The sequence below is a fragment of the Flavivirga algicola genome (assembly GCF_012910715.1).
Lineage (GTDB): Bacteria > Bacteroidota > Bacteroidia > Flavobacteriales > Flavobacteriaceae > Flavivirga > Flavivirga algicola.
In genome coordinates, this window is sequence record NZ_JABBHF010000001.1 from 141702 (window position 1) to 167898 (window position 26197).

The 26197-nt window shown below is 32.0% G+C and carries 24 protein-coding genes; 7 read left to right on the forward strand and 17 right to left on the reverse strand.

Annotation, left to right across the window (positions count from 1 at the left end; genetic code table 11):
- The 8 genes from HHX25_RS00500 to HHX25_RS00535 all read right to left on the reverse strand — a co-directional run bounded on the left by HHX25_RS00500 (position 1) and on the right by HHX25_RS00535 (position 6702).
- On the reverse strand, positions 1–1407 hold the full coding sequence (locus HHX25_RS00500; RefSeq protein ID WP_169668977.1) for a GspE/PulE family protein: 1407 nt from the start codon (positions 1405–1407) through the stop codon (positions 1–3).
- Positions 1407–1736, reverse strand: coding sequence for a hypothetical protein (locus HHX25_RS00505; RefSeq protein ID WP_169668979.1), 330 nt, complete (start codon positions 1734–1736; stop codon positions 1407–1409). Before HHX25_RS00505 ends, HHX25_RS00500 begins: the two co-directional genes overlap by 1 nt.
- Positions 1737–1890: 154 nt before the next feature.
- Positions 1891–2319 (reverse strand): type IV pilin protein, encoded by a 429-nt coding sequence (locus HHX25_RS00510; protein WP_169668981.1) that lies wholly within the window; start codon positions 2317–2319, stop codon positions 1891–1893.
- 26 nt (positions 2320–2345) lie between these two features.
- Complete coding sequence (locus HHX25_RS21395; RefSeq protein ID WP_169668983.1) at positions 2346–3470, reverse strand: type II secretion system F family protein; 1125 nt, start codon at positions 3468–3470, stop codon at positions 2346–2348.
- A gap of 46 nt (positions 3471–3516) precedes the next feature.
- On the reverse strand, positions 3517–4032 hold the full coding sequence (locus HHX25_RS00520) for a hypothetical protein (RefSeq protein ID WP_169668985.1): 516 nt from the start codon (positions 4030–4032) through the stop codon (positions 3517–3519).
- Positions 4025–4375: a hypothetical protein gene (locus HHX25_RS00525; RefSeq protein WP_169668987.1), complete on the reverse strand. Its 351-nt coding sequence runs from the start codon at positions 4373–4375 to the stop codon at positions 4025–4027. Before HHX25_RS00525 ends, HHX25_RS00520 begins: the two co-directional genes overlap by 8 nt.
- The gene (locus HHX25_RS00530) at positions 4353–5486 is read right to left on the reverse strand and encodes a hypothetical protein (RefSeq protein ID WP_169668989.1); all 1134 of its coding nucleotides are present in this window, start codon (positions 5484–5486) and stop codon (positions 4353–4355) included. Before HHX25_RS00530 ends, HHX25_RS00525 begins: the two co-directional genes overlap by 23 nt.
- 538 nt (positions 5487–6024) lie before the next feature.
- On the reverse strand, positions 6025–6702 hold the full coding sequence (locus HHX25_RS00535; RefSeq protein ID WP_169668991.1) for a response regulator: 678 nt from the start codon (positions 6700–6702) through the stop codon (positions 6025–6027).
- Positions 6703–7845: 1143 nt separating this feature from the next.
- Between HHX25_RS00535 and HHX25_RS00540 the strand changes: the two genes are divergently transcribed.
- Genes HHX25_RS00540 through HHX25_RS00550 form a run of 3 tightly spaced genes read left to right on the forward strand, consistent with a single transcriptional unit; the run spans position 7846 to position 10565 of the window.
- Positions 7846–9177 (forward strand): cytochrome ubiquinol oxidase subunit I, encoded by a 1332-nt coding sequence (locus HHX25_RS00540; RefSeq protein ID WP_169668993.1) that lies wholly within the window; start codon positions 7846–7848, stop codon positions 9175–9177.
- 3 nt (positions 9178–9180) lie between these two features.
- Positions 9181–10254, forward strand: coding sequence for a cytochrome d ubiquinol oxidase subunit II (gene cydB / locus HHX25_RS00545; protein ID WP_169668995.1), 1074 nt, complete (start codon positions 9181–9183; stop codon positions 10252–10254).
- 11 nt (positions 10255–10265) lie between these two features.
- On the forward strand, positions 10266–10565 hold the full coding sequence (locus tag HHX25_RS00550; protein WP_169668997.1) for a hypothetical protein: 300 nt from the start codon (positions 10266–10268) through the stop codon (positions 10563–10565).
- 66 nt (positions 10566–10631) lie between these two features.
- On the opposite strand, the gene HHX25_RS00555 is transcribed toward HHX25_RS00550, so the two are convergent.
- Both HHX25_RS00555 and HHX25_RS00560 read right to left on the reverse strand, forming a co-directional pair.
- A complete protein-coding gene (locus tag HHX25_RS00555; protein WP_169668999.1) occupies positions 10632–11279 on the reverse strand; it encodes a response regulator in 648 nt (215 codons plus the stop codon).
- A gap of 792 nt (positions 11280–12071) precedes the next feature.
- The gene (locus tag HHX25_RS00560) at positions 12072–12497 is read right to left on the reverse strand and encodes a winged helix-turn-helix transcriptional regulator (RefSeq protein ID WP_169669001.1); all 426 of its coding nucleotides are present in this window, start codon (positions 12495–12497) and stop codon (positions 12072–12074) included.
- Between the two features lie 110 nt (positions 12498–12607).
- Here HHX25_RS00560 and HHX25_RS00565 point away from each other — a divergent pair, with 110 nt between their 5' ends.
- The 4 genes from HHX25_RS00565 to HHX25_RS00580 all read left to right on the forward strand — a co-directional run bounded on the left by HHX25_RS00565 (position 12608) and on the right by HHX25_RS00580 (position 16779).
- Positions 12608–13105: a hypothetical protein gene (locus HHX25_RS00565; protein ID WP_169669003.1), complete on the forward strand. Its 498-nt coding sequence runs from the start codon at positions 12608–12610 to the stop codon at positions 13103–13105.
- A gap of 22 nt (positions 13106–13127) precedes the next feature.
- Positions 13128–13910 (forward strand): SDR family NAD(P)-dependent oxidoreductase, encoded by a 783-nt coding sequence (locus tag HHX25_RS00570; protein ID WP_169669005.1) that lies wholly within the window; start codon positions 13128–13130, stop codon positions 13908–13910.
- A 25-nt stretch (positions 13911–13935) separates the two neighbouring features.
- Entirely contained in the window at positions 13936–16272 is a 2337-nt protein-coding gene (locus tag HHX25_RS00575) for an efflux RND transporter permease subunit (protein ID WP_169669007.1), read from the forward strand.
- Positions 16273–16422: 150 nt separating this feature from the next.
- On the forward strand, positions 16423–16779 hold the full coding sequence (locus HHX25_RS00580; RefSeq protein ID WP_169669009.1) for a GNAT family N-acetyltransferase: 357 nt from the start codon (positions 16423–16425) through the stop codon (positions 16777–16779).
- A gap of 13 nt (positions 16780–16792) precedes the next feature.
- Here HHX25_RS00580 and HHX25_RS00585 read toward each other — a convergent pair whose 3' ends face one another.
- From HHX25_RS00585 to HHX25_RS00615, 7 genes are all read right to left on the reverse strand, one after another.
- Entirely contained in the window at positions 16793–17977 is a 1185-nt protein-coding gene (locus HHX25_RS00585) for a LamG domain-containing protein (RefSeq protein ID WP_169669011.1), read from the reverse strand.
- A gap of 113 nt (positions 17978–18090) precedes the next feature.
- Positions 18091–19209, reverse strand: coding sequence for a glycoside hydrolase family 117 protein (locus tag HHX25_RS00590; RefSeq protein WP_169669013.1), 1119 nt, complete (start codon positions 19207–19209; stop codon positions 18091–18093).
- A gap of 18 nt (positions 19210–19227) precedes the next feature.
- Entirely contained in the window at positions 19228–20319 is a 1092-nt protein-coding gene (locus HHX25_RS00595) for a mandelate racemase/muconate lactonizing enzyme family protein (protein WP_169669015.1), read from the reverse strand.
- Between the two features lie 4 nt (positions 20320–20323).
- On the reverse strand, positions 20324–21778 hold the full coding sequence (aldA, locus tag HHX25_RS00600) for an aldehyde dehydrogenase (RefSeq protein WP_169669017.1): 1455 nt from the start codon (positions 21776–21778) through the stop codon (positions 20324–20326).
- A gap of 45 nt (positions 21779–21823) precedes the next feature.
- Positions 21824–22618: a gluconate 5-dehydrogenase gene (locus tag HHX25_RS00605; protein WP_169669019.1), complete on the reverse strand. Its 795-nt coding sequence runs from the start codon at positions 22616–22618 to the stop codon at positions 21824–21826.
- A gap of 20 nt (positions 22619–22638) precedes the next feature.
- Positions 22639–23655, reverse strand: coding sequence for a zinc-dependent alcohol dehydrogenase (locus HHX25_RS00610; protein WP_169669022.1), 1017 nt, complete (start codon positions 23653–23655; stop codon positions 22639–22641).
- 529 nt (positions 23656–24184) lie between these two features.
- Complete coding sequence (locus tag HHX25_RS00615) at positions 24185–25828, reverse strand: response regulator transcription factor (RefSeq protein ID WP_169669024.1); 1644 nt, start codon at positions 25826–25828, stop codon at positions 24185–24187.
- Positions 25829–26197 lie beyond the last annotated feature (369 nt).

The following is a 26197-nucleotide window of genomic DNA, read 5'->3' on the forward strand; positions in this document are numbered from 1 at the left end:
TTAATTGATAAGTATTGGGTATATCTCATCTAACGATGTAAGTCCTTTTGAGAATAGATCAAAAGCTTTGTCAGAGAGTTTTCTGTTCTTCATAACGCCAGACTGCTCCAATGTGTTTTTCTTTATAGCATCCATGACTTCTCGAGTAATTGGCAGTATTTCATAAATAGCCCTTCTCCCCTTATAACCTGTATGGTAGCATTCGTCACAACCTACAGCTATATGGTGTTTCGTTAATTTATGTTTTGGGTTAAAAGATAATGGCAAATCGTCATCGTTAAATTCCTGTTCTTTCTTACAGTTTTCGCATAGTGTTCTTATTAATCTTTGTGCTACAGATATATTGATGGTTTCTGCTATTAAAAAAGAAGGCACGCCCATATCTACCAACCTGGAGATAGTACCTATTGCTGAATTGGTATGAATTGTCGACAACACCAAATGTCCTGTTAAAGAGGCTCTAATAGCCATTTGGGCTGTTTGCGCATCTCTAATCTCTCCCAACATAATAATATCTGGGTCTTGTCTTAAAAAGGATCGTAATGCAGATGTAAAAGTTAGCCCAATGTTTTCTTTTAATTGTACTTGGTTTATACCTTTCAAGGTATATTCTATAGGGTCTTCTACCGTTACAATATTTGTATTTATAGTATTTAAATGTTTTAAAGTACCATATAAAGTAGTTGTTTTACCAGAACCCGTTGGCCCACTAATTAAAATAATACCATTCGTTTTTTTTACAGCTTCCAGATAAAGTGGTAAATCATGTGTTTCAAAACCTAGTTGATAGATATCCAAATGAGAAGCATCTCTTCCCAATATACGCATGACTACCTTTTCTCCGTGATGCGTAGGTAAGATAGAAACCCTTACGTCAAAATTATCATATTCAATTCTCCCGTCTTGTGGCAATCTTTTTTCAGTAATATCTAAATTTGATTTGATTTTTATTTGATTAATCAATTCCAAATAACTCTCCTTTTTTATATTGTTTTTTTCGATTAGTTGACCATCTATTCGCAATCTAACCCTGACATCTTCTTCATAGATTTCTATATGGATATCACTCGCATTAATATGTTTCGCTTCAAAAATTAGATCTTCTAAAAAATCATTGCCATAGGAAACCATTTTGGGTTGAGAATCATGCCTTCTATAGTAAATGGAAAGGGCTTTTTTTACCACGGAAGCCTCAACGGTTTCCAAGTTTATCTGTTTATTAAAAAGCAACTTGAGTTCATCTTTAATGCTATACAGCTCTAATTCTTGTGTTTGGTCTATAAAGAATGTACATTCTGTTTCAGAAATGGATTTTGGAATGATTAAGAAGTGATTTGCCATCTCAGAACTAATGGCTTGCTGTAGGTTAACAGATAAATTTATATGGTCTATTTTTGCTGCTTCCATTAAATAGATATATTAATATTAAATACATTTTGTATCACTATATTAATGACAAGGTACAATGCCAAATAACCTGCTAGTGGAATTGTTTTTATTTTTTTAAAAAGTAAGATAATTGCATATAATAACAATGAAAATAATAAGCCCACTATGAAAAACGGAATAAATGTTTCAAGTTTAAAAAGCGGTGTTATAGCTATAAAAAAAACAATATCTCCTAACCCTATAAAACGGTCTATGGGATTAACAAATACTTTTTCTTTTATTGAAAAATAAAGTGTAAGTCCCGATATATTAATAAGTAGAAAAACAAAATTGTATATTATATCCATTAACCTTAAATCAATAGAAGTGTAATTAATGAGTATCGAGAAACAGAAAATCAATACAGGCAAAATAACATGTATAGTTCGTTTTTTTGTATCAAAATACAGCACAAAAAGTAACGTTATTACTAAAAAAACATATCCCAAATCAAGCAACATATCAGTCTTTTACAATTTCTCTTAACTTACGATCTTGGTCTATCTCCCAGGTATTGAAAACACCGTCGCCATCAAAATCCTGCAGCGCTGTTGCTGTTGCTTTAAAACTATTTAATGAAGCCTCTGTAACTTGAATTTTGTATACGGCTTGTCCGCCTTTATCTATGGTTAAAGTTTCCTCAAATCCTAGCTCATCAAAATCTGCTGTGTATTTAGAATGACGGTAAAAATGACTCTTTTCCAACCCATGAATCATACTCAACATATTCTGAGCTTCGATAGATTTAGCACTCGTAACTACAGATGTTTGATTAGGTACGACCAAATAAATTAATATACCTATAATACATAGTACAATCAATATCTCAGACATAGAGTATGCCTTTAAATGACCTTTATTTTTCTTTAATTTTAATAGTGACTTTTTCATTTTTAAATTTTTGAATTATTTGATATCTAATTTTGAATGACTTTACTTAAATTAAAAATTGGAGAGTACATTGCAATCATTATAAAACCTACAATACTTCCAATAATAACAATCATTATAGGTTCTAAAATGGTGCCTATCATTTTGGTAGAATGATCGACATCATCATTATATTGATTTGCTAAACCGTCGTACATAGCATCCAACTCATTAATTTGTTCTCCAATGGCAGTTAACGATATTATTTTAGGAGTGAAAAAGGAATGCTTTTTTAAACTATTTGCTAAAGTTTCTCCTTTTAATATATCTTTTTTAGTTTGTGACAATGCATTTTTAAGCGGGTAGAACGTAATCATTTTTTCTACCAATTCTAAAGATGTAATCAATGGTGTTTTAGCAGATAATAAAAGCCCAAATGATTGACAAAATCGCGCTAAGTAAATCTTTCTAATTAGGCTTCCAAAGTAAGGAGTTTTTAGAAATATATTTGATATTATTCTTTTATAAGCATCATGTTGTTTTAATAGTTTATGTGCTGTAAACACACATAAAATAGTCCCTAATAGCACTGAAATTATTATGTTAAAATTATTTGAAATGTTTACAACAAATTGTGTTATCCTAGGTAGTTCTTTTCCAAACTGCTGAAAAACCGATGCGAACATGGGCACCACAAAGTTTAGCATAAAATACAGTACTCCAAATGTTATAAGCAGTACAAAAACAGGATAGGCTAAAACAGAAATAACCTGCCTTTTCATTTTTATTTTTCGCGAAAAGAATTTTTGCAACTGATCAAAAATGGCTGGCAATCGCCTTGTATCTTCTCCTATCTTTATACTATAATATTCGTAAGGCGAGAAGTATTTATAATTTTGTATGGCTTGATGCAATGATTTTCCTTTAACTACATCATCATTAATAGTTTTATAAATAGATTTTACAAATTTAGATTTTTGTTGGCCTGTTAATATTTCCAAGGCTTGGTTAAAATCTACTCCGGACTTTATAAGGGTAGAAAATTCTCTATAAAAATCTTCTTTTTGTTTATCCGAAAATCGCTTAAAAACAGGAGATGAAAAGCTAATCTCTCTATTGATCGTATTTGTCTTTTTAACTTTTGGGTTATATGTGCTTATTTCAATTTTCACTTGATAATATTCTTCTTAATGATTAAGTATGTATCCATGAATCATTCTATAACGCATTTGGATTGTTGGTAACAGCCGTTTCATTAAAATAGATATTGTTAATAGTATTAGCCATATGCTTATTTAAATAATAGTTTGTATTAATAGAATCTCCTAAAACCCCAATAGTGATTTGAAGTATTTTATCAAGTGGTTTAGAATTATCGCTTTGTAAAAACTTATGGTTAAAAACACGAAACTTAAAAGTGTCCGTTTTTATATTATGATGTCTTAAAATAAAACGCTTTGATACTTGATAGTCTATGTTTGATCCATCATAATTCTTTAATAATAATCGGTTATCATTATAAATAAAATCTTCAGCATTATAAATATCATTTTTAATCGTTGTATTAAATAAGTTGTATTGTAAAACACTCATATTTTCGTTTTTAAAAAGTGTCATTTGCCTTTCAATTAAATTAAATACTGTATAGCATAACGTGATAATAATGCCCATAAGAACCAAGCTGATCAATGCTTCCAGAATAGTAAAAGCTTTTAAATTTGTATTGCTATTCATTAAATGGAATAAGCTTATTGATTTTGTATTTATTATGCCCTGTTTTTATGAAAAACGACAGTGAAACCATTTGGTCCTCTTTATTTATAGTTACTTTTTTATTTATAGTATAACCTTTATATTCAAAGGCATTATCTTCATAATTTTGTTGTTTAATACTTTCTTGTGTTAAAAATTCAACCGTATGCTTAGCCTCATAGTAGTATACTGGTTTGTTTTGACTAATAATGTTTAGGTAAACCATAAAAACTACCAATACACAAATTGAAATAATAGATATCGCAAATACAGATTCTGTTAATGATGAAGCTTTGAAAACCTTATAATTCTTTAATAACTGCATATTTTTTTTTATTAAATGAGTTATTAAATAGTGGGAGCTCCACAAAATTATCGGGAAGTTTTTCTTTGTTTATACTTCCATTTAAAATGACATTCTCATAGTTTGAAGCCTTAGTTTTTAAAAAAAACCTATCTGTATAAATACTTCCAATTATACTACCTTTTAATTGCGTACTCCCATAGCAATAAACATTTCCAATTACACCAGCGTCTTCATCTATATATAATTTGCGTTCTAAAGAGTTGTTATAAGTATTGCCATCAATAACAACACCTCCAATCAGTGTACTATTTTTTTTTATTTCTACAGAAGCAATATCTGTATCACTTTTAATATAAATACTGGACGGATACATTAAAGATACATTGTCTTCAACAATCACTTTTTGTGTTGCTATAATTTGAATATTACCTCTAAAACCTGATGCAATTTTAACCACGGGAGCCATAATAACCACATCGTTTAGTATTGCTGAGCTATCTATTTCTAAATCGTTAATGGAATGCAAAATAAAATTGCCTTTACATTTAATTTCTTTAAGGGAAGCTATACCATTAAGATCTATAACTTTAGAAAGTTCATCAAACTTATTTACAAGTACCTTTTCATTATTAATATCTATGGTACCAAACGACAATTGAGGTAAACCTAAAATATTCAAATCAACTGTTTTATTAATTTTCGGAAGTTTATCTTTAGATTTTAACTGCCTGCCTTTTAAAGTTAAAGCATTGCCCTTTTTACCATTAATATAAGCTAGCTCAGAGTGTCCATTGGGTATTTTAATATCTCCAAAAACTTTTGTTTCACCTGATAATTTTAAAGGTTTATCATAATCAGTAACATACAAAGCCAAATTGTCCACAACATTACTAGTACTGCCCACTAAAGCCGTTTTGCTAACAGTATCCTTTTTAAATATCGTTTTACAAACAAGGATATCGTAAAACCCCCAATTCTTTTTTTCAATTAAGGAAAGCATATCGTTTTCAAAAACAGTAATCTCCTTAACATCATTATATGAAACAACGTCACTATTATTCAAAAAATAATTGAATACCGACTCATTTTCGCTAATTAAATCTTCCTGTAAATAAAGTCTATCATTCAATATATTTTGATAGTGAGATATTAAAATAAAACAACCACTAAAAACAGAAATAACTGCGCACACGAAAACGGCATTTACTAAAGAAGAACTCTTTAATAAACACTTGATTTCAAGGTAGTTTTTAAAATTATTTTTCAATTATTAAGTAATTATATTTTTTAATCCCACTCACATGTATTAACATTTAAAAATAATAGACAGTGCATTAAAACAATTAGGGATTAACCCTTAAAAGAGACAGGCGATTCCTTACTTTAAAAAGATGCCGATATAATGTTTTCAAAAATATATTTAGCTATGCTTATTAACCAATAGCCTTATTCTTTTAATAAAACCAACTAATTAATTGTTCTGGGCAACAGCACTTAAAACATTGAAACCAGCTATTTTCAAAAACTAAGTTTTTAAGTAATTCAGCTGGTTTCGTTTTGTATTGAAAATTAAAATCCTGCTATTATCGTATTTATCTTACTGGTTTTAGAGAAATGGTAGTTTTAACGAAAATCCGAAACCGAGCTTCAAAGACTGTACTTTGCTATCAAATAAATCCTTTTTCATGAGCCAATTGAAGCAATCCTCTGTCCCCTTTACCTTCTACATTAAAAACATCTTTTAATATTCGTTTCCTTCTTTCTAGTGCTGCAATTGAAAGTGGCAAAATTTGGGGCAACTCATTCATTTTAGTCCCATTAGACAATTCATATAAAATCTGCCTATCAATACTATCTATAACAAAATCGTTTGCCGATTGTTTCCGAAATATTTTCATCACGGTTTTACTGTAATAAGGAGGATCTGCAATTACAGCTTTAATAGTTTCATTTAACACATCTACAGTTAAATCTCCTTTTGTGACAAAAGCTTCTGGGTTGACATTTTTAAGAATACAAGAAATCATATAACTATCGTCATAACTTGTAGACACGATTATTTTGATGTTTTTAAATTGTTTTCTAATCAATACACCTAAATCTTCTCCACCTAAAATTTTATTGTCTTTAGATGCTGGCAGTCTTATATCTAAAAAAACAATATCAAAGGGATGGTTTTTAGTTGCCTCATTAATTTTTGAAATGGCTGCATCGCAACTATGCGCAACATCAATGCTAAATTTAAAGGCCCTATTTAATTTTGTTGTTGTTTGTAAGGCTACTTTGTAAACATTTGTAATTAGTGGGTGATCATCAATTAGTAAAACTCTGTAAGGACTGTTCATGTCAAAATATTAAATTTAAAAATGTTATTTTTACTACAATCAATATATTTTAATTTCGCCCAATCCCAAAAAATCTAAACATTAAATCACTTCTTTTATATATTCTTAAGTTTACAAGGTACATATGCCAATTATAATTGTTTTATAGATCAAATTTTACTTATTTCTATACTTTATTATTTTCAATTGAAAATATAACTTAACGTCTTCTTAAGAAGTTTACGACAATCTTTTTAAAAGATTTTAAAAGTTTGATAAAGGGCTTTAATAGCGTAATATTTATGTAAAATCAGTTTATATACTTAATTAGGTTTTTGAAAAAGAAATAGCAATAAATTTATAACCTTTTTTAAGGTATTGGCTCACTTTATTATAAAGCATTAAAAAAATTAAATTGAACATATATTATAAAATTATATCAATTAACTTCTAAATAGTTATGGATACAACTAGCACAATTAATCTCAAAGAAACTACTAGAAACCCATTTTAAGTCTCATTCTATATTATTTTTTTGACTTTATCAGTAAGCTAATTATCCAAAATATTGTAATAAAAACAGTAAACAATTATATTCATATCCCCATTATCGCCGTTATGGTTTTACCTTACAAAAACTAAGGTTTTTACTTAGATTTTATATCATCTTTTTTTTTGTATCGTCATTCTGTTGAACCAAAATTTCCATAAAAGTTCTAGCAATCATTCAAATTATTTGATTATTAGCTAAATAACTTTTACTTTATTATTGTTGTAAATCTGTTTCTTGAAAGTTCCTTCTATTTGTTTTTATTTTATAACATATAATTAGATTATTCTATTAGATTAAAAAACGACAATCTTATCAAAGAATGTCATCAAATTACAGGTGTTATTTTTATGCTTTCTGTACATAATTATTATAAAAATTAGAAATAGAATAATAGCAAAAAAACAAAAGCAAGCACGATATAACTCTATTAAAACATCATAAAATCTACAGATTTAATATCATTATTTTTTTTAAAATTGGCTATCTTTGCAGTGTAAAATTATCGATATAAATTTTAAAAAATTCACCTGTGTTAAGCCTTCAATTTAATAGCTCTTTAACACGTTATTTTTCATACTCAAAGTCGTTCACTTCTAAAAAAAGATACTAAAATGGAAGACATGATTTTTTATGATAGATTGCAATTTGCATTTACTATCACTTTCCATTATATATTTCCACAATTAACCATGGGCTTATCATTAATAATAGTCTATTTTAAAGGAAAATATCTAATAAATAAAGTTGAAAAATATAATGATATTGCAAAATTCTTGATGAAGATATTTGCCGTTAATTTTACAATGGGGGTTATTACTGGAATCCCTATGGAGTTTCAATTTGGCACCAATTGGGCAAAGTTTTCAGAACTCACGGGAAGTATTATAGGGCAAACGTTAGCTATGGAAGGGATGTTTTCTTTCTTCTTAGAATCTTCATTCTTAGCGCTTTTTATTTTTGGGGAGAAGCTTATGGGGCAAAAATTACATTTCCTAACCGGTTTCTTGGTTTTTCTGGGCTCCTGGGGAAGTGGTTGGTTTATACTAGCTACCAATGCATGGATGCAACATCCTGTAGGGTATGAAATATTGGATAATGGTAAATTTGTTTTAGAAAATTTCTCGTCGCTTTTCAGTAATCCCTGGTTACTTCCTGCCTTTTTACATAATCAGTTTGCCTCTGTTGCGACTTCTTCATTTGTAATTGCCAGTATAGGTGCTTTTTACATCTTAAGAGACAAAAATTTAGACTATGGTAAATTACTTTTAAAAACAGGCGTTGTATTTGGCTTGGTGTCCAGTATACTCTTAGCCTTTCCTACCGGAGATTGGAACGCTAAAAATGTGGCTAAATATCAACCTGCATCATTCGCTGCTATGGAAGGCATCTTTGAAACAGAAGAAGCTGGAGCCGAAATTGTTCTAATCGGTCAGCCAAACATGGTAGAGAAAAAATTAGATAATAAGATTGCCGTCCCCAACATATTAAGTTTTTTAACCTACCAAAAGTGGGACAAGCAAATTCCTGGAATGGACAGGTTTAAAAAAGAAGAGCTGCCCGACAATATCCCTGCACTTTATTACTCATATCATATCATGGTTGGGTTGGGCACTATTTTTATTGGCGTCATGGGGTTAGCAGTATTCTTTTTATGGCGCAAAAAATTATTTAACATAAAGCCTTTGCTCTGGACCATCATGTTTTTGGTTCCATTTCCTTATATCGCAAATATAACGGGCTGGTATGTTGCAGAATTAGGTAGACAGCCCTACTTAGTTTACGGCTTATTAAAAACAAGTGAAGGGGTTTCTCCTACAGTTTCTTCTGGGAACACTTTATTTACTTTGTTGGGCTTTGTTGCCATATATCTACTACTTGGACTGTTATTTTTGATATTGGTTGGCAAAACCATACACCAAGGTCCTAAACCTCAAACACATTAACTTATGGAAATATTTTGGTTCATTATAATTGCTATCGTCTTAGTTGTATTTTTTGTATTGGACGGTTATGACTTTGGAGCTGGTATCATTCATTTATTTTATGCCAAAACCGAAAAAGACAAAGAAGTTATTGCCAAATCTGCTGGGTTGTTTTGGGACTCCAACGAAGTTTGGTTAGTTGCCGCTGGCGGTATGCTTTTCATGGCCTTTCCAACATTTTATTCTTCTGTTTTTAGTGGTTTTTACCTGCCTTTAATTATCGTTTTATGGCTCATTATATTTAGGGCCATTGGGTTGGAGTTCAGAGGTCAGTTTGATTACCAAATGTGGAAAGATATCTGGGATAAGGCCTTTGGTATTTCTAGCTTTTTGTTAGCATTATTTTTCGGTATTGCATTGGGTAACATTGTAAGAGGTGTTAACTTAGGAGGTGTTGAGAACGGAGTATCTATCTATGAAGGACATTATTTTTTCCTGCCTTTATGGAGTTCCAGTTTTAGTCCATTGAGCGAATCTCCAGGGGTAATCGATTGGTTCACTATTATTATTGGCCTAATAACCCTAGTTACTTTAGCTATTCATGGCGCCAACTGGATTATTTTAAAAACCAATTCATCCATAAATAACAAACTTAAAACGGTTATTTTTAAATTAAACATAGTATTGTCTGCGTTAACTATATTTTCTTTGATTGTTTGGCAGAACATTAACCCTAATTCTTTAGATAATTTTATAGAAACCCCTTATCTAATGGTATTTCCAATTATTTATATTTCGGGGTTAATCGGATTGTTCTTCATCAAAAAATTAGGGAAAGATATTTATGGTTTTATTTGCTCTACCCTATTGATACTTGGAGGTATCTCCTCTTCTTTGGCATCCATATTTCCAGCTATGCTACCTTCTAACAATGTGGTTAATGAATCGCTAACTATTTACAATACTGCTGCGCCAGAATATGGATTATCTGTCGCTATTAACTGGGGTATTATTGGTTTTATTCTACTTTTCGTTTATATGATTATTCAAAAAAGACTTATGGGAGGAAAAATTGATAAAATGGATTATGGCCATTAATATATAAGTCTATGACGGACACCTTAATTTCTTTGATAAGCATTGTATGTGGAATTATTGGTTCTAACATTTCTGGATATATTTTCAAGACATATACATTAGGAATTATAGGCAATACCATCGCTGGTGTTTTTGGCGGTATTTTTTTCATAAAAGCTCTTGGAAAGTTTGGATTCGGACCTAAATCAATAATTCAATCGGGAGATGTTTATTTTAGCCTATTTGCATTAAACTTATTCATCTCTTTTGTTGGAGGCGCTATTGCCGTGATTTTAATTCACAAATTAAAAACTAAGATGGGTCATGGTTGATTTTCAATAAAATACATTTAATAAATAGCTTTCAAAGTTAAAAACAATCTATTTTACAAATTGTAATTATTCGGAAAGCCCATTTTTAATTGCATATTTTACCAAGCCAGCTAAATTTTTAACATTCAGTTTAGCAAGTAGGTTTTTCCTATGTGTGTTTACAGTATGCGGACTAATAAAAAGTTTTTCTGCTATTTCCTGAGTCGTATATTCCTGAGCAATCAATTTTATGATTTCTCTTTCTCGATCTCTTAACTCTTCAATAGGTTTTTCTTTAGAATTGAAAATACTATTCATATATTCCTCTTTAACTTCTGAAGAATAATAATTAACATTTTGGTTTACTATAGAATCAATAGCATTTAACAATTCTGTTTTTCCACTATTCTTCAACAAATATCCATTAGCATTACTTTTAGCTAGGCTAGAAATTTTATCTGGGCTAATATGCATACTCAACACTAAAGTTTTTACATTAGGGTATTCCTTCTTTATAATTTTATTCAGCTCAATACCATCCATTTCAGGCATATTAATATCAAGAATAACCATATCTACAACATGAGTATCAAGAAGTGATAAAACTTCAAGACCATTCACAGCAGTACCAGTAATACATAAATTTTCAACACCTTCAAAAAGTGCTATAAGACCATCTAAAAAGATCTGATGGTCGTCAGCAATTATAATACTAATTTCTTTTTTGTAGATCATAAACAATTTCTAGTAGGTTTTAACTGGCTTTTATATTTGACAAGAAGCTACTAATTTATTATTCAATTAGAATCTCTAATTTGATTTTAAACTCCCCCTAACAAGTACGCATTTTTCTTTTATTAATACGTTACAAAAAAAATATAAATAATTTCATTTTTTATCTATACTGTAAATATAAAGCTGGTTCATAAAAAAATACCCGTTTATAATGATTACACTGTACCTAAATATAGTGATTTGCTTGAGAGTAGGTATTTTAGACTCACTTATTTGAACAAATTAACAAATAATATTGTTAAGTTAAAAAAATAAAAATCAGGAAAATATATCGAACGACCTCTATTAAAAAGCAATTATAAATAGGGATTCTCTATTCCCCTTTTTATAGTGATGCATAAAACTATTTTTTTTTCTTTTTTTGCTCATCATTTAATTTTTAAAACAAGTAAAAATTAAGACCTCTAAAAAAATAGCCTTTAAGAATGAATTTATGAAGGTCTTAAATACTAATGAATTATAATTTTAAATATGGTTAATAGCAAGCAATAAATTAAGTTTTTCTGATAAGTACTAGTTTAATAAGAAAAAACTTAGGTATACTCTCTATCCTATACACTTAATGTCATTAGAAGCTTAAATCTGTTGCACAAAAGCCGCATTTTGATAAAATGTGGCTTTCTTTTTATTAAAATTCTTAGTTGTAAAATTTAATGTAGTTATCCATTCTACTTCAGATTATTCCCAAAACCACAAAATTAAACCTCAGGTTGTCATTATATGACTCTTCGTTTATTGTATTGACACCGATTTGAATTCCTCTTTAAGTGCTTTACTCATTTTATCCTGTAACTTTTTCCCTCCATCAACAAGTTCCATGACATGCGCTTTATCCTTATCAGAAACTTCCCTATGCTTAGTACTCCAATGGGCCAGTTGTATCATAACAGGCATTAAGTCTATGCCTTTATCTGTTAAACTATATACGTTTTTCTGCTTATGATGTGCATCTTTGGTTTTAACCAAGATTCCAAATTCCTCTAGTTTATTCAATCTATTGGTTAAAATATTACTTGCAATTTTTTCATCAGAGTTTAACATTTCTCTAAAATAACGCTTCCCATCAAACATAATATCTCTGATTATCAATAAAGTCCACTTATCTCCAAATACTTCTAAAGCCTGATTTATTGGGCAATATGATTTACAATTTTTCATAAAAACTAATTTTAATACAAAACCAGTTGTGAAAAACAATTAGTTTTATATATTTGTCTAGTTGTTTTTTGCAACTAGTCAAATATACAATAATATTTAATGCCTATAAAATGGAAACAGACACATCTATCACTCGGCTATTAGAACAATACCGATTCCACGACACCCTTTACAAAAATGTATTAGAAAGTATCAAACCTAAACATACCCATATTAGGCTGAACGGGCTCACAAACCATGTGTCTTGGATAGCAGGTAACTTAGCAGCTACTAGATTCAATCTTGGAAATAATATCGGAATAGAGTTAAAACAAGGTTTCCCTGAGTTTTTCAAAGATCATAAATCTATTATTCCAAATGTTCAATATCCCTCTTTAGAAGCCATCATAAAAGACTGGGACAGAATCACACCTGTATTAGAAAAGCGCCTTGAAGAGATGACACCCGAACAATTATCAGCGCCATCTCCCCTTTTTATTCCCAAATCAATAAAACAAAATAACATTTTAGGAACCCTCATATTTTTAATAGATAGAGAATCTTACGCCATAGGACAAATAGCATTAATTAGAAAAGCCTTTGGTTATGAAGCCATGAAATACGAATAAATAAAATTAAAAAAACAGAAAAATGAAAAATCAATTATTAGAAAACAAAAACGCATTAATCTTTGGAGCAAAAGGAGCATTAGGTAAACAAGTAGCCAAAACTTTTAAAGATAGTGGAGCTAATGTATATTTATCAGATATCAATGTAACTGGTATAGAACCTTCTGAATTAGGAGAAGTAAGAAAGGTAGATACGTTAAATGAAGACGAAGTCAACGGCTATTTTTCTTGGTTTGAACGTGAAAAAATCCCAGTAGACATTGTCATTAATCTAAGTGCTTCCAATCCCTCAGAATACAATCACGGAAAACCCGCGTTAGATGTTTCTTTAGAACAATTTCTAATTCCTCTTAAAACAACCACAGCCAATCAATTTGTCACAGCAAAAGCAGCATTTCCCCTTATGTCTAAGCAAAAAAGCGGTGTTATTATTTTTATCACTTCAACTTTGGCAAAAGTCGGTTCTCCATGGAGTCCTGCCCTCACCGCTTCGCATGCAGCCACAGAAGGTTTGGTAAAAAGCCTTGCGAGTGAATGGGGACCTGATGGTATTCGCGTTATCGGCGTTCGTTCTGAAGCTATGCCAGACTCACCAACTATCGACTATACTTTTACTACCATGGGAGCTAACATGGGTATGAGCAAGGAAGAAATGCAGGGATTTATAGAACAACAAAAAACTGCCTTGAAACGCCTTCCGTCAACACATGAAACAGCGGAGGTTGTTGTTCTTGCTGCCTCAGACTTGGCAGGATACATGACAGGCACCATGCTTAACCATTCTGGGGGACATATTCTTGAATAAATTTTTAACTAACAAACTCATTAATATGAATACACTAAAGAAAACAGAAGAAAAGCTGAACTCATTTACTATTAAATGGGCTGAGTTTATTATAAAATATAAATGGGGAATTCTATTAGGCAGTATATTACTAACCTATGGAATAGCTTCTCAAGGCAAAATGGAATTTGACGGAGACTACCATACGTATTTTAGTGATGATAATCCTGAACTTTTAGCATTCGATGGTTTACAGGAAAAGTATACCAAAGATGACAACGCTCTTATTGTATTGACTGCTAAAAACGGAGATATTTTCACAAAGGAAAACCTTACTGCCATTGAAGAGCTTACCGCTGAAGCTTGGAATACACCTTTTTCCAATCGTGTTGATGCTATTACCAATTTTCAGTATACCAGGGCCGACAGTGACGACCTATATGTAGAAGATCTATCCTATGAAACCAGTCTAAAATCTGAAGAAGATATTAAACAAATAAGGGAAATTGCACTTAAAGATCCCTTACTTGTCAATAGATTGATTAATGACAATGGTTCCATAACTGCTATTAATGTTAATGTGACCTTTCCAGGACTTAAGGATGATGAAAACCCTAAGACGGTTGCCTTTGTTCGAGACATGATCGAAAAATTCAAGCAAAAGCACCCTCAGTTTGATGTACATCTATCGGGTATTGTCATGCTACAGGATGCCATGTTCTCTACTGCACAGAAAGATATGATGTATACCATGATCATGTTCGTAATTGTTATTTTAATGATAGTCATTCTTACTCGAAGCTTCTACAGTACCGTGGCTACTTTGTTGACCATTATCTTTTCAATAGCAGTATCCATAGGCTTTCTGGGAATAGCAGGAATTAAACTCACACCATCTTCAGCATCTTTTCCAACTATTATTCTAACATTAGCAGTTGCAGATAGTATTCACATTTTGGTTACATTTTTACATAACATTCGAGTAGAAAAATCACCAAAAAAACAAGCTATTATTGAAAGTTTACGGCTGAATTTTATACCTGTTTTCATAACAAGTATTACGACCATAATTGGGTTTCTTTCTATGAACTTTGGAGATGTACCGCCATTTGCTGATTTAGGGAATATCGTATCCATTGGTATCTTAGCAGCACTGGTGTTTTCATTGACCTTCTTGCCAGCATTTATTGCTATTATGCCCATTAAAGAACGTGTGAGCACCAAAATGGAAAAATCTCCCCGAAAAAAAGATTGGCTCATCCTTTTTGGTGAATATGTGTCGACAAACCCAAAAAAATTGGCAGGAATCTCCTTAGTAGTAATTGGAATCTTATCGGTACTATCTTTTAGGAATTTTTTCGATGATGAATTCATCAAGTATTTTGACGAAACTGTAGATTTTAGAATTCATAGTGATTATATAAGTGATAACATTACGGGTATATATAATATTGAATATTCTATTGGGGCTGGAGAGAGTGGAGGCATAAACAACCCCAAGTATCTTAAAAAACTAGAAGAATTTGAAAAATGGTTTGAAAAACAACCAAAGGTAGTACATGTAAACGCCTTTACGGAAGTTGCCAGAAGAATCAATAAATCTATGCACGGAGATAAGTTAGCATATTATAAAATTCCAGAATCAAGACAGGAGGCAGCTCAGTACCTCCTTTTATATGAAATGTCCTTACCCTTTGGCCTTGACTTGAACAACCAAGTGAATGTCGATAAATCTGAAACCCGCTTTACGGTTACTACAAGAAACCTTCGAAGTTCCGAATTGATAGCGCTTTCAGAAAGTGGGGAAAAATGGTTAAAAGATAACGCGTCTGAAGAAATGAAAGCCCTTGGTACCAGTAGTACTTTAATGTTTTCAAAACTAGGTGTAAGACAGGCCGATAGTATGATGAGCGGAAACATTATAGCCTTGATTTTGATTTCAGTGATTCTAATTATCGCACTCAGGCACCTTAAAATCGGATTATTAAGTATCATACCCAATGTGGCTCCAGTTGCCATAGGGTTTGGAATATGGGCACTATATCTGGGTGAGGTAAATACAGGAATGGTTGTGGTATTTGGCATGACCCTTGGTGTTATTGTAGATGATACCGTTCACTTTGTCTCCAAATTTTTAAGAGCAAGAAGGGAATTGAGATACACTTCAACAGAAGCAGTAAAATATGCATTTGAAACTGTAGGGAAAGCACTTATCATTACTACAGTAGTACTGTTATCAGGTTTCTTGGTATTGGCGCAGTCTTCTTTTGCCATGACCAGTTATATGGCGCTAATTACAACCATGATTATTCCAGCAGCATTATTGGTTGATTTTATTCTACTACCATCTTTATTGATATTGGTAAGCAAAGACAATAAATAATGAAAAAACAATACAAACATATCTAGGAAAATACCACAAAATACTGAGTGACCAATTCAGAAGTATAGAAAAATAAATAATTCGCAAAATGAAATGAGTCTTACATTTAAGAAGCTGACTAAAATTGAACAATCAAGAACTATTAAATTAATGAATAATCAGCTAGTTAAACGACAAATGCCTATATTAATAGAATGTTTCGGTAAAGATGTTTGTGATACATTTATTACTACCAAAGAACAACCTTATACTAAATATGGTGACGGTCCGTGGGCATTAGTTATTAACGGTCAGCTAACTGGTTGGGTAGGTTTACAATCAGAAAACAAAGAAACGAACTTAATACTAGTACTACACCCAAACTATAGAGGTAAAGGCAAAAATTTATATAAAGAACTAATAGATAGCACTTTGAGTAATATGATCAGTTTAAAATCAATGACCATACTATTTCCTTCTACAAAAACACGGATTAAAGGCTTTTTGCGACTGCAGCTAAAAAAGTAATGGAAAATAAAAATTAATCACCATTCAAGTTTACAGGTTTATATACTCTAATCCAATCGACCAGTAAGTTATTATCTTGGAAATTAGATAACTCCTCGTCGGTTGGAGTAATATCCATTGCAGCCAACCAGCTTTGGTCTTCAATATTGATGATTATTTCAAGCTCTTTAGTCCATTTACCCTCGGTTTTCATATAGTTAAGAGGGTCTATAACACTTCTTTGAGATTTACTTTTTGCCTCTTCTAAGTTCCTAGCTGTAAGCATTCTTTGGTAACCCACTTCATTAGAATTAGAACTTGGGTCATGAGTAATAATTTGACCATTAGCACCAGAACCAAAAGTATAATCGGGATCTGGATAGGTATAAATTCTATGATTATCAATTCTTGTTTCAATAGCCTTATCATCAACTATTCTTGCCAATTCTCCATCAATATAATATTCAACTCTAGTGGCCGATTGCCAATAAACTCCAACACGTACCCATTTTCCTCCCCATTGATTAACGCCATTTTTTGTCCACCAACTATTTCTATCTGATGGTTGATAATCTAATACACTTGAAAGCCCTTTACGAAAAGCATGGTGGCTCAAATGTATTTTATTAGCAAAAAATACATTTCTGTTATCTGCTCCTGCACCACCATAACACTCAATAATATCTATTTCCTGGTCATCTTTTTGACCATGGACCGTAGGACTTAATAACCAAGTGTTAGAAGCCATTACTGAATTCATTACGCGTATACGTGTTTCTACAAATACAGGATATTTTACTTTCTTTAACGACGTTACGCACCCTGCCCTTGTAGCTTTTTTAGTGAAACGCTGCCCATTATGAAAAAAAGTTTTCATTTCACCTGGGTTTCTAGAAGCCCAAATATTTAGATAACCATCGGACACAGAAACATTTTGCTTTTGCCAAATAGTTGGTCCAGGGCCAGTCCAATTATTGTGATAAAAGTTTTTCCATTTTTTACTTTCATCGGTATTATTTCCAAAATTCATATCATTGGAAGTCGATTGAAATGTATAGTTAAAATCATCTGAAAGCTCCTCTTGAAGCTGCCAATTTTCTTGTCCCCCCAATCTAGAAGGTAGTGGTGTATTACCAAAATCTAATTGCGCATGCATAATACATGGTACTAACAAGTACCATAATAATAGTACTAATACCTTGTTTTTAATATCCCCCATATTATAAGTTTTTATTTTTTAAACTGATGTCAAAAAATAAAAACTCCAAAAATTAATTGCATTTTACTTAGAAGTAAAAAAACACAATTAACTTTTGGAGTTTATTTTTAGTTTTATTCTCCTGTTTCCCCTTTAGCCGTATGGTGCTTCATACGCCAAGTGGTAAATCGTCTGATATATTGGTAATCATCATTCATATATTCATGAGTTAATCCCCAACGAAGCATCGCTAATGGTTCCTTTTTTGCATCTGCTGTCCTATTTAACCCAATAGCATGAGGTGCTCCTTTCACCACAGATTTTATATCAAAATTAATCCCATCTGGCGACCATTGTACGGTATTCTTTTCGGGACCATCTGTAGTAATCAATGACGCTATACCCCCATTGTATTTCCAAACACAAATCTCATGTCCGCTATTGGAGATAGGGTTATATTTAGATTTAACATAGGGACCTTTTGGGTTATCTGCAATGGCAACTCCGTGCCTAATTTGACGGCCACCAAAGGTAATTGCTTCTCCCATTTGCTCCCCTTTATAGTAAAGGTAAAATTTTCCGTTATAGGGAATAATGCATGGATCATGAACTTTATGACTGTCGAAATCACCTTTTTTCTCAACAAAAAAACGATTTTGTTTCTCTCCTTTCCACACGCCATTGTCAGCTGGACTTAAAATAGGTGCTTCGCTTTTTGTCCAAGGTCCATATGGAGACTTAGACCATGCTAACCCAACCTGATTTTTAACCCTAACTGTGTAAGGACATTTTACTGTTTGGTAACATAAATAATACATCCCATCATGTTCCATGATTTCAACAGTAAAAACAGAACGGTCATCATAGGCTCCTTTTTCCCCTCTGGGAACAGCTAAGCCTTCTTCCTTCCAAGTAATCCCATCTTCCGATGTAGCATACCAGATGTCACATCGGTCCCAAGGAAAAACCTTATCGTTTTCAATATCACCAGCAAAACCATCGGTTGGCCCAACACTTCTACTGTACCAGACAAAGTACTTCCCTTCATGCTTGATCATAGCACTCGGATCCCTCCTTACAACACCTTCTTCATAAGCCAAATCACCTTTTAAGTCTTCCACCTCATATTCAAAAAACCATTCATTGCCTATATCTGTAGGCCATTCTAAAGCTCTTTTACTAGCTGCACTTAAATAGCCCTTATTGGTGATGCCTAGGAAATCTAATTGTTCGTCGGTTATATCTTTACTCATAATTTTAATACCAAACTATTACTGTATATATGGTTGAAGCTTTTCCCAATCGAACTCTACACCAACACCAGGAGTATCAGGTGCTACTGCCCTATAATTTTCTACAACCAAAGGACGTTTTGTGTACTCATCTATAGGAAAACTATGAACTTCCAACCAACCAGCATTTTCTTGAGACGAAACCAAACTAACATGTAACTCTTGCATACCATGAGCACACACAGGGATATCATTTTCTTTTGCCAATTTAGCAGCTGCCAACCAACCCGTTATACCTCCACAATTTGAAGCATCTGGTTGAACAAAAGACAATTTAGACTGCTCCATAGCATATTCAAACTCGTGAATAGTATGCAGGTTTTCACCCATAGCCAACGGAAACCCCGTTTTATCTACAATCTCTCCATAGCCTTTATAATTATCAGGAATAATGGGTTCTTCAAACCAAGTTATATCATATTTTTTAAATCCTTCAATAGCTTTAATGGCCTTTTCAACAGTCATTGAATAATTAGCATCTACCATAAAAGTGACATCTGGTCCAATAAATTCACGAACAGCTTTAATTCTTTCCAGATCCTCATCTAAGTTATCACGTCCTATTTTAATTTTAACGGCGTTAAATCCATTTGCTAAATAGGTTTTCATATTGCTCAACAATTTCTCGATAGGAAATTGTAAATCAATTCCTCCACAGTAAGCCTTACAAGTATTGTTAGATCCTCCAGCTACTTTCCATAGCGGTTGACCTAGTTTTTTACAACGAATATCCCATAAAGCAATATCTACTGTTGAAATAGCGAATGAAGCAATGCCACCACGACCAACATAATGAATATGCCACTCTAAAAAATCATAAATTTCTTCAATTTTACTCCCGTCCATACCTATTAAAGCTTCTGCGAAATCATGTTCTATCATCGCTTTAATAGCCGTTCCTCCTTTTCCTCCAGTATAAGTATATCCTGTTCCTTGAGAACCATCTTCCAGAGTAATTGTAGTTGTAACTAATTCGAAGTGGTAGTGATCACCATGTTTTGCATCTGATAAAACCTCAGGCAATGGCACTTTAAACAATTTAACTTCTACATTAGAAATTTTTGTCGTCATTTAATTATGCTTTATATTTTACATAAAATGTTTTCTTCTCCAAGTATTGTTCGAAACCATACTTTCCATCTTCTCCTCCAGACCCAGACAATTTATAGCCATTATGAAACCCTTGGTGCTGTTCTCCATGGCCTCTATTTACATAGATTTCACCATACTCCAATTCTTCATTACACTTCATTATTTTGTTCATATCGTTTGTAAAAACCATAGCGGCTAAACCATATTCGCAATCGTTAGCATACCCAACAACTTCATCAAATGTTTTGAATTTCAAAACAGGTAAAATAGGACCAAATGATTCTTCATGAACAATAGTCATATCTTGCTTAACATCAGTCAAAACAGTAGGCTCAAACCAGAATCCTTTTTCAAATTCCTTACCTTCAGGTCGTTTACCTCCAGTAGCTAAAGTAGCACCTTCCTCTAAACTTACCTTAACAAGGTGTTCCATGTGAGCTAGCTCAGATTTGTTAACCTTTGGCCCCATATCTGTATCTTCCAACATAGGATTACCCACTTTTAGAGCTTTTGTTTTAGCTATAAATTTCTCCATGAATACATCATAGATAGACTCATGTATATACATTCTTTCGTTACAAGTACATACTTGTCCACAATTATCAAATCTAGAGTGCAGTGCCGAATCAACAGCAGCATCAATATCAGCATCTTCAAAAACAATAAATGGTGCTTTTCCACCTAATTCCAATTGGACATGTGTTAGGTTATCTGCAGCATTTCTGGCAATTTGTTGACCAACAGGCGTAGAACCAGTCATAGTAACCATTTTGGTAATTGGACTTTTTACCAGAGCATTCCCCATGGCTCTTCCTGGCCCGGTTAAAATGTTTATCACTCCTTTAGGAATACCTACTTTATTAGCTAAATTCCCTAACTCTAAAGTTGCTAATGGTGTTTCTGAAGTTGGTTTAACAACAATGGTATTTCCTGCTACTAATGCTGGTCCAATTTTTCTTCCAGCTAAAGCAAAAGGAAAGTTCCAAGCAGTAATTGCCACAACCACACCTCTAGGTATTTTTTGAATCCATATTTGCTCTTCAGGATTATCAGAAGGAATGATATCTCCTTCTATTCTACGTGCTCCTTCAGCAGCATACTCAATAAATGATGCCGTTACTGCTACTTCCATTTTTGCTACCTTAAGCAACTTCCCTTGTTCATTCACTAAAAGTTCGGCTAAATAATCAGAATTAGCCTTTATTTCATTTGCCAATGCATATAAATACTCAGCTCTTTTACGTGCTGGTAATTTTTTCCATTCTTTTTGCGCTTTTTCAGCAGCCTCTAAAGCCTCATTAGCCTCTTCAACAGTTCCGTTTTGAATTTTCGCAACCAATTCTTCATTAGATGGACTAATAACATCGATCGTTTCTCCTGAAGCTGATGCTTTCCATTCACCATTTATAAATAATTTGTATTCTTTAGTTTCTGACATATTATTCTTTATTAGTTTATTAGAGTTTACTTAAAATTTTACAGGTTACAGGTCATTCTCTCCTTTTACATAGCCAAAATTAGCTAGTATACCTCCATCTACATACAATACCTGACCATTAACAAAATCTGCAGCTTTTGAGGCTAGAAACAATGCAGCATTTCCAACATCTGATGGTTCTCCCCAACGATTGGCAGGTGTACGTGTCATAACCAAATCATTAAATGGATGACCTCCTACTCTAATAGGTGCAGTTTGAGCTGTAGCAATATAACCAGGACCTATTCCATTTACCTGAACATTGTATTTTGCCCATTCACAGGTCATGTTTTGCGTTAAAAGTTTTAAACCACCTTTAGCAGCTGCATAGGCAGAAACTGAGTTTCTTCCATATACGCTCATCATTGAACAAATGTTTATTATTTTTCCTTCTTTTTTCTCGATCATTTTTGGAGCCACTCTTTTTGCCATAATTAGAGGCGCAACCAAATCGATATCAATAACTTGTTTAAAATCGGAAACAGGCATATCCAAAATTGGAATACGCTTTATAATTCCCGCATTATTTACCAAAATATCAATATCTCCAACCTCATTTTCAATTTGAGAAATTCCCTTATCTACAGCTTCTTCGTTTGTAACATCAAATAATAATGTATAAACATCGATGCCCTCTGATTGAAATTCTTTTTTACAGTTATCAAGTTTTTCTTGATCGATATCATTGATACATATTTTAGCTCCTGCACTTGCTAAGGTTCTGGCAATTGCCATTCCTATCCCATGAGTTCCTCCAGTTACCAATGCTACTTTTCCTGTTAATTCAAATAATTCTTTCATTTTTATGTTCTTTATGATTTTTATTGTTGGCAATCCATTAATACTTTCATCCCATCTGGGTTACTATCTATATTTCCAAATACCTGTTGAATATTACTTAACGGTTGAACATCTGTAATCATTTTTTCAAAAGGTATTTCATTAGCAGTTATTAATGCGATAGATTTTTCATAATCTTCTTTTTCATAAACACGGGCACCAATTAATTTTAATTCTTTCCAAAAGAATTTAAATAAATCAACAGGTTTTTTTTCTCCATGAATAGCTACCATAACTATTCTTCCCCTAATTCCTGCCACTTCAGTCATTGTATCTAATGCAGGTTGTACACCAGCTACTTCAAAAACAACATCAGCCAATCTGTTTTCTGTTTTGTTTCTCACATAGTCAATCAAATCAACTTTTATTGGGTTAACAGCATCTAAACCCAGCTCCTTGGCCTTTGCTATTCTTGTTTCGTTTACTTCAGAAACAATAACATCAGCTCCTGTCTCTTTGGCTACCATCGCTACTAACAACCCTATTGGGCCACCACCTAAAACAACTGCGGTTTCACCTGCTTTTAAACCACTCATTCTAACATCGTGAGTAGCTACAGATAACGGCTCTATTAAAGCTGCTAATTTCAAATCTGTTTCAGCTTTTAATTTATGCAAAGTAAATGCTGGTACATTCCAATATTCCTGCATCGCTCCAGGACTGTCAATACCAATAAATTTTAATTTTTCGCAGACATGATTGAAGCCTTTATCTGAAGGTTGTGCTAATCTATCATCCAAAGGACGAACAACAACCTTATCTCCTACTTCGTAACCAGTTACTCCATCTCCTAATGCATCGATAACTCCTGACATTTCATGGCCAATAGTTTCTGGAATATTTACACGTTTGTCCATCATTCCATGATAAATATGAACATCTGTACCACATACTCCTACATATGCTACTTTTATTCTTACTTCTCCTGCAGCTGGCGCTTCAATTTCTTTTTCAAATACCGTGAAGGTTTTATTTCCTTCGTATTGGGTTGCTAACATTTTGCTATAATATTTATTTAGTTTGTATAATATTTAATTTAAAAAGGCAATAACTATATTTTAATGTAAAAAAGAGATAACGATCGATTAAAAAAGTATAACTTTTTTAATCGATAGCTAAATTAGAACAAAACCAAAGCAAAATAGAAATATAAAGACTAGACTAAAACTTTACAATGTGTTAAATCAACCGAACAAAAACTAAATTACTTTATTAGGCGTAAATAATTTTAAATTATTTATGCTTTCAATTTGTTTAAACAAAAAATATTTATGGTGAATTTACTACCTAAAAGGCAAATTACAAAAGAATTTCTGGAAGTGTTAATAAATACCTCAAAAGAACAATAATTACCTTATCAAAGTCAGATTTTACCCTTTAATTAGAACTTAAAACACCCCCTTTTTTTGTGTCGTTAAATTACAACTATAAAATATATTTAAGCTATAATAATCTGAAACTAGAACTGTCTTAAATAATGAGCAACATTTTATTATATTCTAAAGAAGAAAATATAAATATATGCTCTTATAACGAACTGATATAGTCTTCTAAATTTATATTTCTGGGTAATTCCATTTTTTTTCTAATTCTATGTCTGGAAGTATGGACAGATTCAACTGAAATACCAAGTAACCTTGCCATTTCTTTACTAGAAAAATTTAATTTTATTAAAGCACAAACTTTCTGGTCTCCTTGACTTAAATTAGGATATTTTTCAAAGATTTTATCATAAAACCCCTTGTTTACTTCTATAAACCTAAGCCTAAATTCATCCCAGTTTTTATTATTGTTAACAGAGACAGAGCGAAGAAGTTTGTTTAATTCAGGAATTTTTAATTTATCTGCCCCAACTCGAATTTTTGATTTTAAATCCTTTAAAAACTCATCTTTTTCAATCAACTGTAAAGCAGATGCAGCGAGTTCTTTGTTCTTTAGTTCCAATAGTTCTCTCGCTTTCTGAATTTCAATTTCTTTTGTTTTATTAATCAATTCCTTTTCAGTTTTATGCTTAGCTCTTAGGTGTTTAAAAAACAGGAAACCTAATAAAAGAAGGAAAACAATAGAGCCCAAAAGAATAACCCTTTGAAGTTTATTGATCTTATCTTCTTGCTCAAGTTGCTTCAAATATTGCTCTTGCAAACGTTTTTCTTGCTCTTCTTTTACAATTCTATACTCATCTTTAATCTCCAATAGTGGTTGGTTACCCAAACTTCTACTATCAAAAAACTTAGCATCTAGATCTTTAGCGATCTTCAAGTTAGCATAAGCTTTTTGAAAATTGTTTTCCTTTAAATATAACTCCGTTAATCTTTCATAAATTAAAGGTGTAAAGTCAATATGGCTCTTAAATTCTTTTGATATTGTTAAGGCTTTTTCATAATATGCTTCACTTTTAGATAAATCCGATAATTCCAAGTAGATATCTCCCCAGCTTTTATAAAAATGAACCAAATAAGAAGGCTGATTTTCTTTAAACCATGGATAAATTTCCTCCATGGTTTTTAAGGCTTCTTTTCCCTTGCCTTCTTTATACAACAAATTTGACTTTTCAAATTCCAAATAAGGTCTTGGAATTACGATCTTAGACTCACCGTAATACAAAAAACATGTATCTAAGTATTTTTGGGCAAGCTTAGGAATGTTTAGTTCTCTGTAAGTTGAAGCAATTGAATAATAATAAGGCACCAAGTCGGCTTTAGTGATACTACCTCCTTTTTCAATTTCCTTTTGAATTTGAAGGGCTTTAATTAGGTACTCAATGGATTTATGCTCTCTCTTATAATAACTATAAATTCTTCCTAATCTATGGTAGATAACAGACAATAGTCCGACGTCATTTAATTGGTCTCCCAATAATAACGCTTTCCATAACAAATCATACGATTTAGGATATTCAGCATTCGTTTCAAAAACATAAGCCTTTTTAAGAATGGCTCTTATAGTACTTGCCGTATCGTTGGCTTTAGTATAATTATCAATACTAGTTTGAAACAAATCAATGGCAGTTCTAGGCTCTTGATGTTTTATTTTATCAGCTTTTTCAAAAGCTTGATCTGCTATTATTTTAAATGAGTCTTTACTCTTTTCTTGTGAGAAACAAAAATTAGAGCACAAAATGATCAATAAAAACCACAAATGAAAATTTCTTTTGGTTAAAAAATTAAACATATATAAGTGATTTTTATAGGTAAAATTCATTGATTTGTATGGTTGAAACGTGAAATGTAAAAATAAAAACATTATTTATATATAGATATAAAATCACGTATTTTTATTTTTAAATGCATTATTAAAGTTCTTAGTTAATCTGTCGATAACACCTCAATTTACTAACAACCAACATCTTCCAATAGATCAAATTTATTCCAACATACAATTACCGTAATAATTTGAAAGAAAAAAGCCATAGACATTACATGAATAAAATAAAAATTTGGCTTTAATATTCTTCATATTCCCTTAAAATCAAAAAGAAATGAATTACTTACGATTAAATGAAGTAATTTTCAAACATAAACGACATTGAAATTTAACCGT

What these genes read in the sequence shown, in the direction of transcription:
- HHX25_RS00500 (WP_169668977.1), bottom strand. Translation starts at nt 1,407, where the DNA reads ATGGAAGCAGCAAAAATAGACCATATAAATTTATCTGTTAACCTACAG.
- HHX25_RS00505 (WP_169668979.1), bottom strand. Translation starts at nt 1,736, where the DNA reads ATGGATATAATATACAATTTTGTTTTTCTACTTATTAATATATCGGGA.
- HHX25_RS00510 (WP_169668981.1), bottom strand. Translation starts at nt 2,319, where the DNA reads ATGAAAAAGTCACTATTAAAATTAAAGAAAAATAAAGGTCATTTAAAG.
- HHX25_RS00520 (WP_169668985.1), bottom strand. Translation starts at nt 4,032, where the DNA reads ATGAATAGCAATACAAATTTAAAAGCTTTTACTATTCTGGAAGCATTG.
- HHX25_RS00525 (WP_169668987.1), bottom strand. Translation starts at nt 4,375, where the DNA reads ATGCAGTTATTAAAGAATTATAAGGTTTTCAAAGCTTCATCATTAACA.
- HHX25_RS00535 (WP_169668991.1), bottom strand. Translation starts at nt 6,702, where the DNA reads ATGAACAGTCCTTACAGAGTTTTACTAATTGATGATCACCCACTAATT.
- HHX25_RS00540 (WP_169668993.1), top strand. Translation starts at nt 7,846, where the DNA reads ATGGAAGACATGATTTTTTATGATAGATTGCAATTTGCATTTACTATC.
- cydB (WP_169668995.1), top strand. Translation starts at nt 9,181, where the DNA reads ATGGAAATATTTTGGTTCATTATAATTGCTATCGTCTTAGTTGTATTT.
- HHX25_RS00550 (WP_169668997.1), top strand. Translation starts at nt 10,266, where the DNA reads ATGACGGACACCTTAATTTCTTTGATAAGCATTGTATGTGGAATTATT.
- HHX25_RS00555 (WP_169668999.1), bottom strand. Translation starts at nt 11,279, where the DNA reads ATGATCTACAAAAAAGAAATTAGTATTATAATTGCTGACGACCATCAG.
- HHX25_RS00560 (WP_169669001.1), bottom strand. Translation starts at nt 12,497, where the DNA reads ATGAAAAATTGTAAATCATATTGCCCAATAAATCAGGCTTTAGAAGTA.
- HHX25_RS00565 (WP_169669003.1), top strand. Translation starts at nt 12,608, where the DNA reads ATGGAAACAGACACATCTATCACTCGGCTATTAGAACAATACCGATTC.
- HHX25_RS00570 (WP_169669005.1), top strand. Translation starts at nt 13,128, where the DNA reads ATGAAAAATCAATTATTAGAAAACAAAAACGCATTAATCTTTGGAGCA.
- HHX25_RS00575 (WP_169669007.1), top strand. Translation starts at nt 13,936, where the DNA reads ATGAATACACTAAAGAAAACAGAAGAAAAGCTGAACTCATTTACTATT.
- HHX25_RS00580 (WP_169669009.1), top strand. Translation starts at nt 16,423, where the DNA reads ATGAATAATCAGCTAGTTAAACGACAAATGCCTATATTAATAGAATGT.
- HHX25_RS00585 (WP_169669011.1), bottom strand. Translation starts at nt 17,977, where the DNA reads ATGGGGGATATTAAAAACAAGGTATTAGTACTATTATTATGGTACTTG.
- HHX25_RS00590 (WP_169669013.1), bottom strand. Translation starts at nt 19,209, where the DNA reads ATGAGTAAAGATATAACCGACGAACAATTAGATTTCCTAGGCATCACC.
- HHX25_RS00595 (WP_169669015.1), bottom strand. Translation starts at nt 20,319, where the DNA reads ATGACGACAAAAATTTCTAATGTAGAAGTTAAATTGTTTAAAGTGCCA.
- aldA (WP_169669017.1), bottom strand. Translation starts at nt 21,778, where the DNA reads ATGTCAGAAACTAAAGAATACAAATTATTTATAAATGGTGAATGGAAA.
- HHX25_RS00605 (WP_169669019.1), bottom strand. Translation starts at nt 22,618, where the DNA reads ATGAAAGAATTATTTGAATTAACAGGAAAAGTAGCATTGGTAACTGGA.
- HHX25_RS00610 (WP_169669022.1), bottom strand. Translation starts at nt 23,655, where the DNA reads ATGTTAGCAACCCAATACGAAGGAAATAAAACCTTCACGGTATTTGAA.
- HHX25_RS00615 (WP_169669024.1), bottom strand. Translation starts at nt 25,828, where the DNA reads ATGTTTAATTTTTTAACCAAAAGAAATTTTCATTTGTGGTTTTTATTG.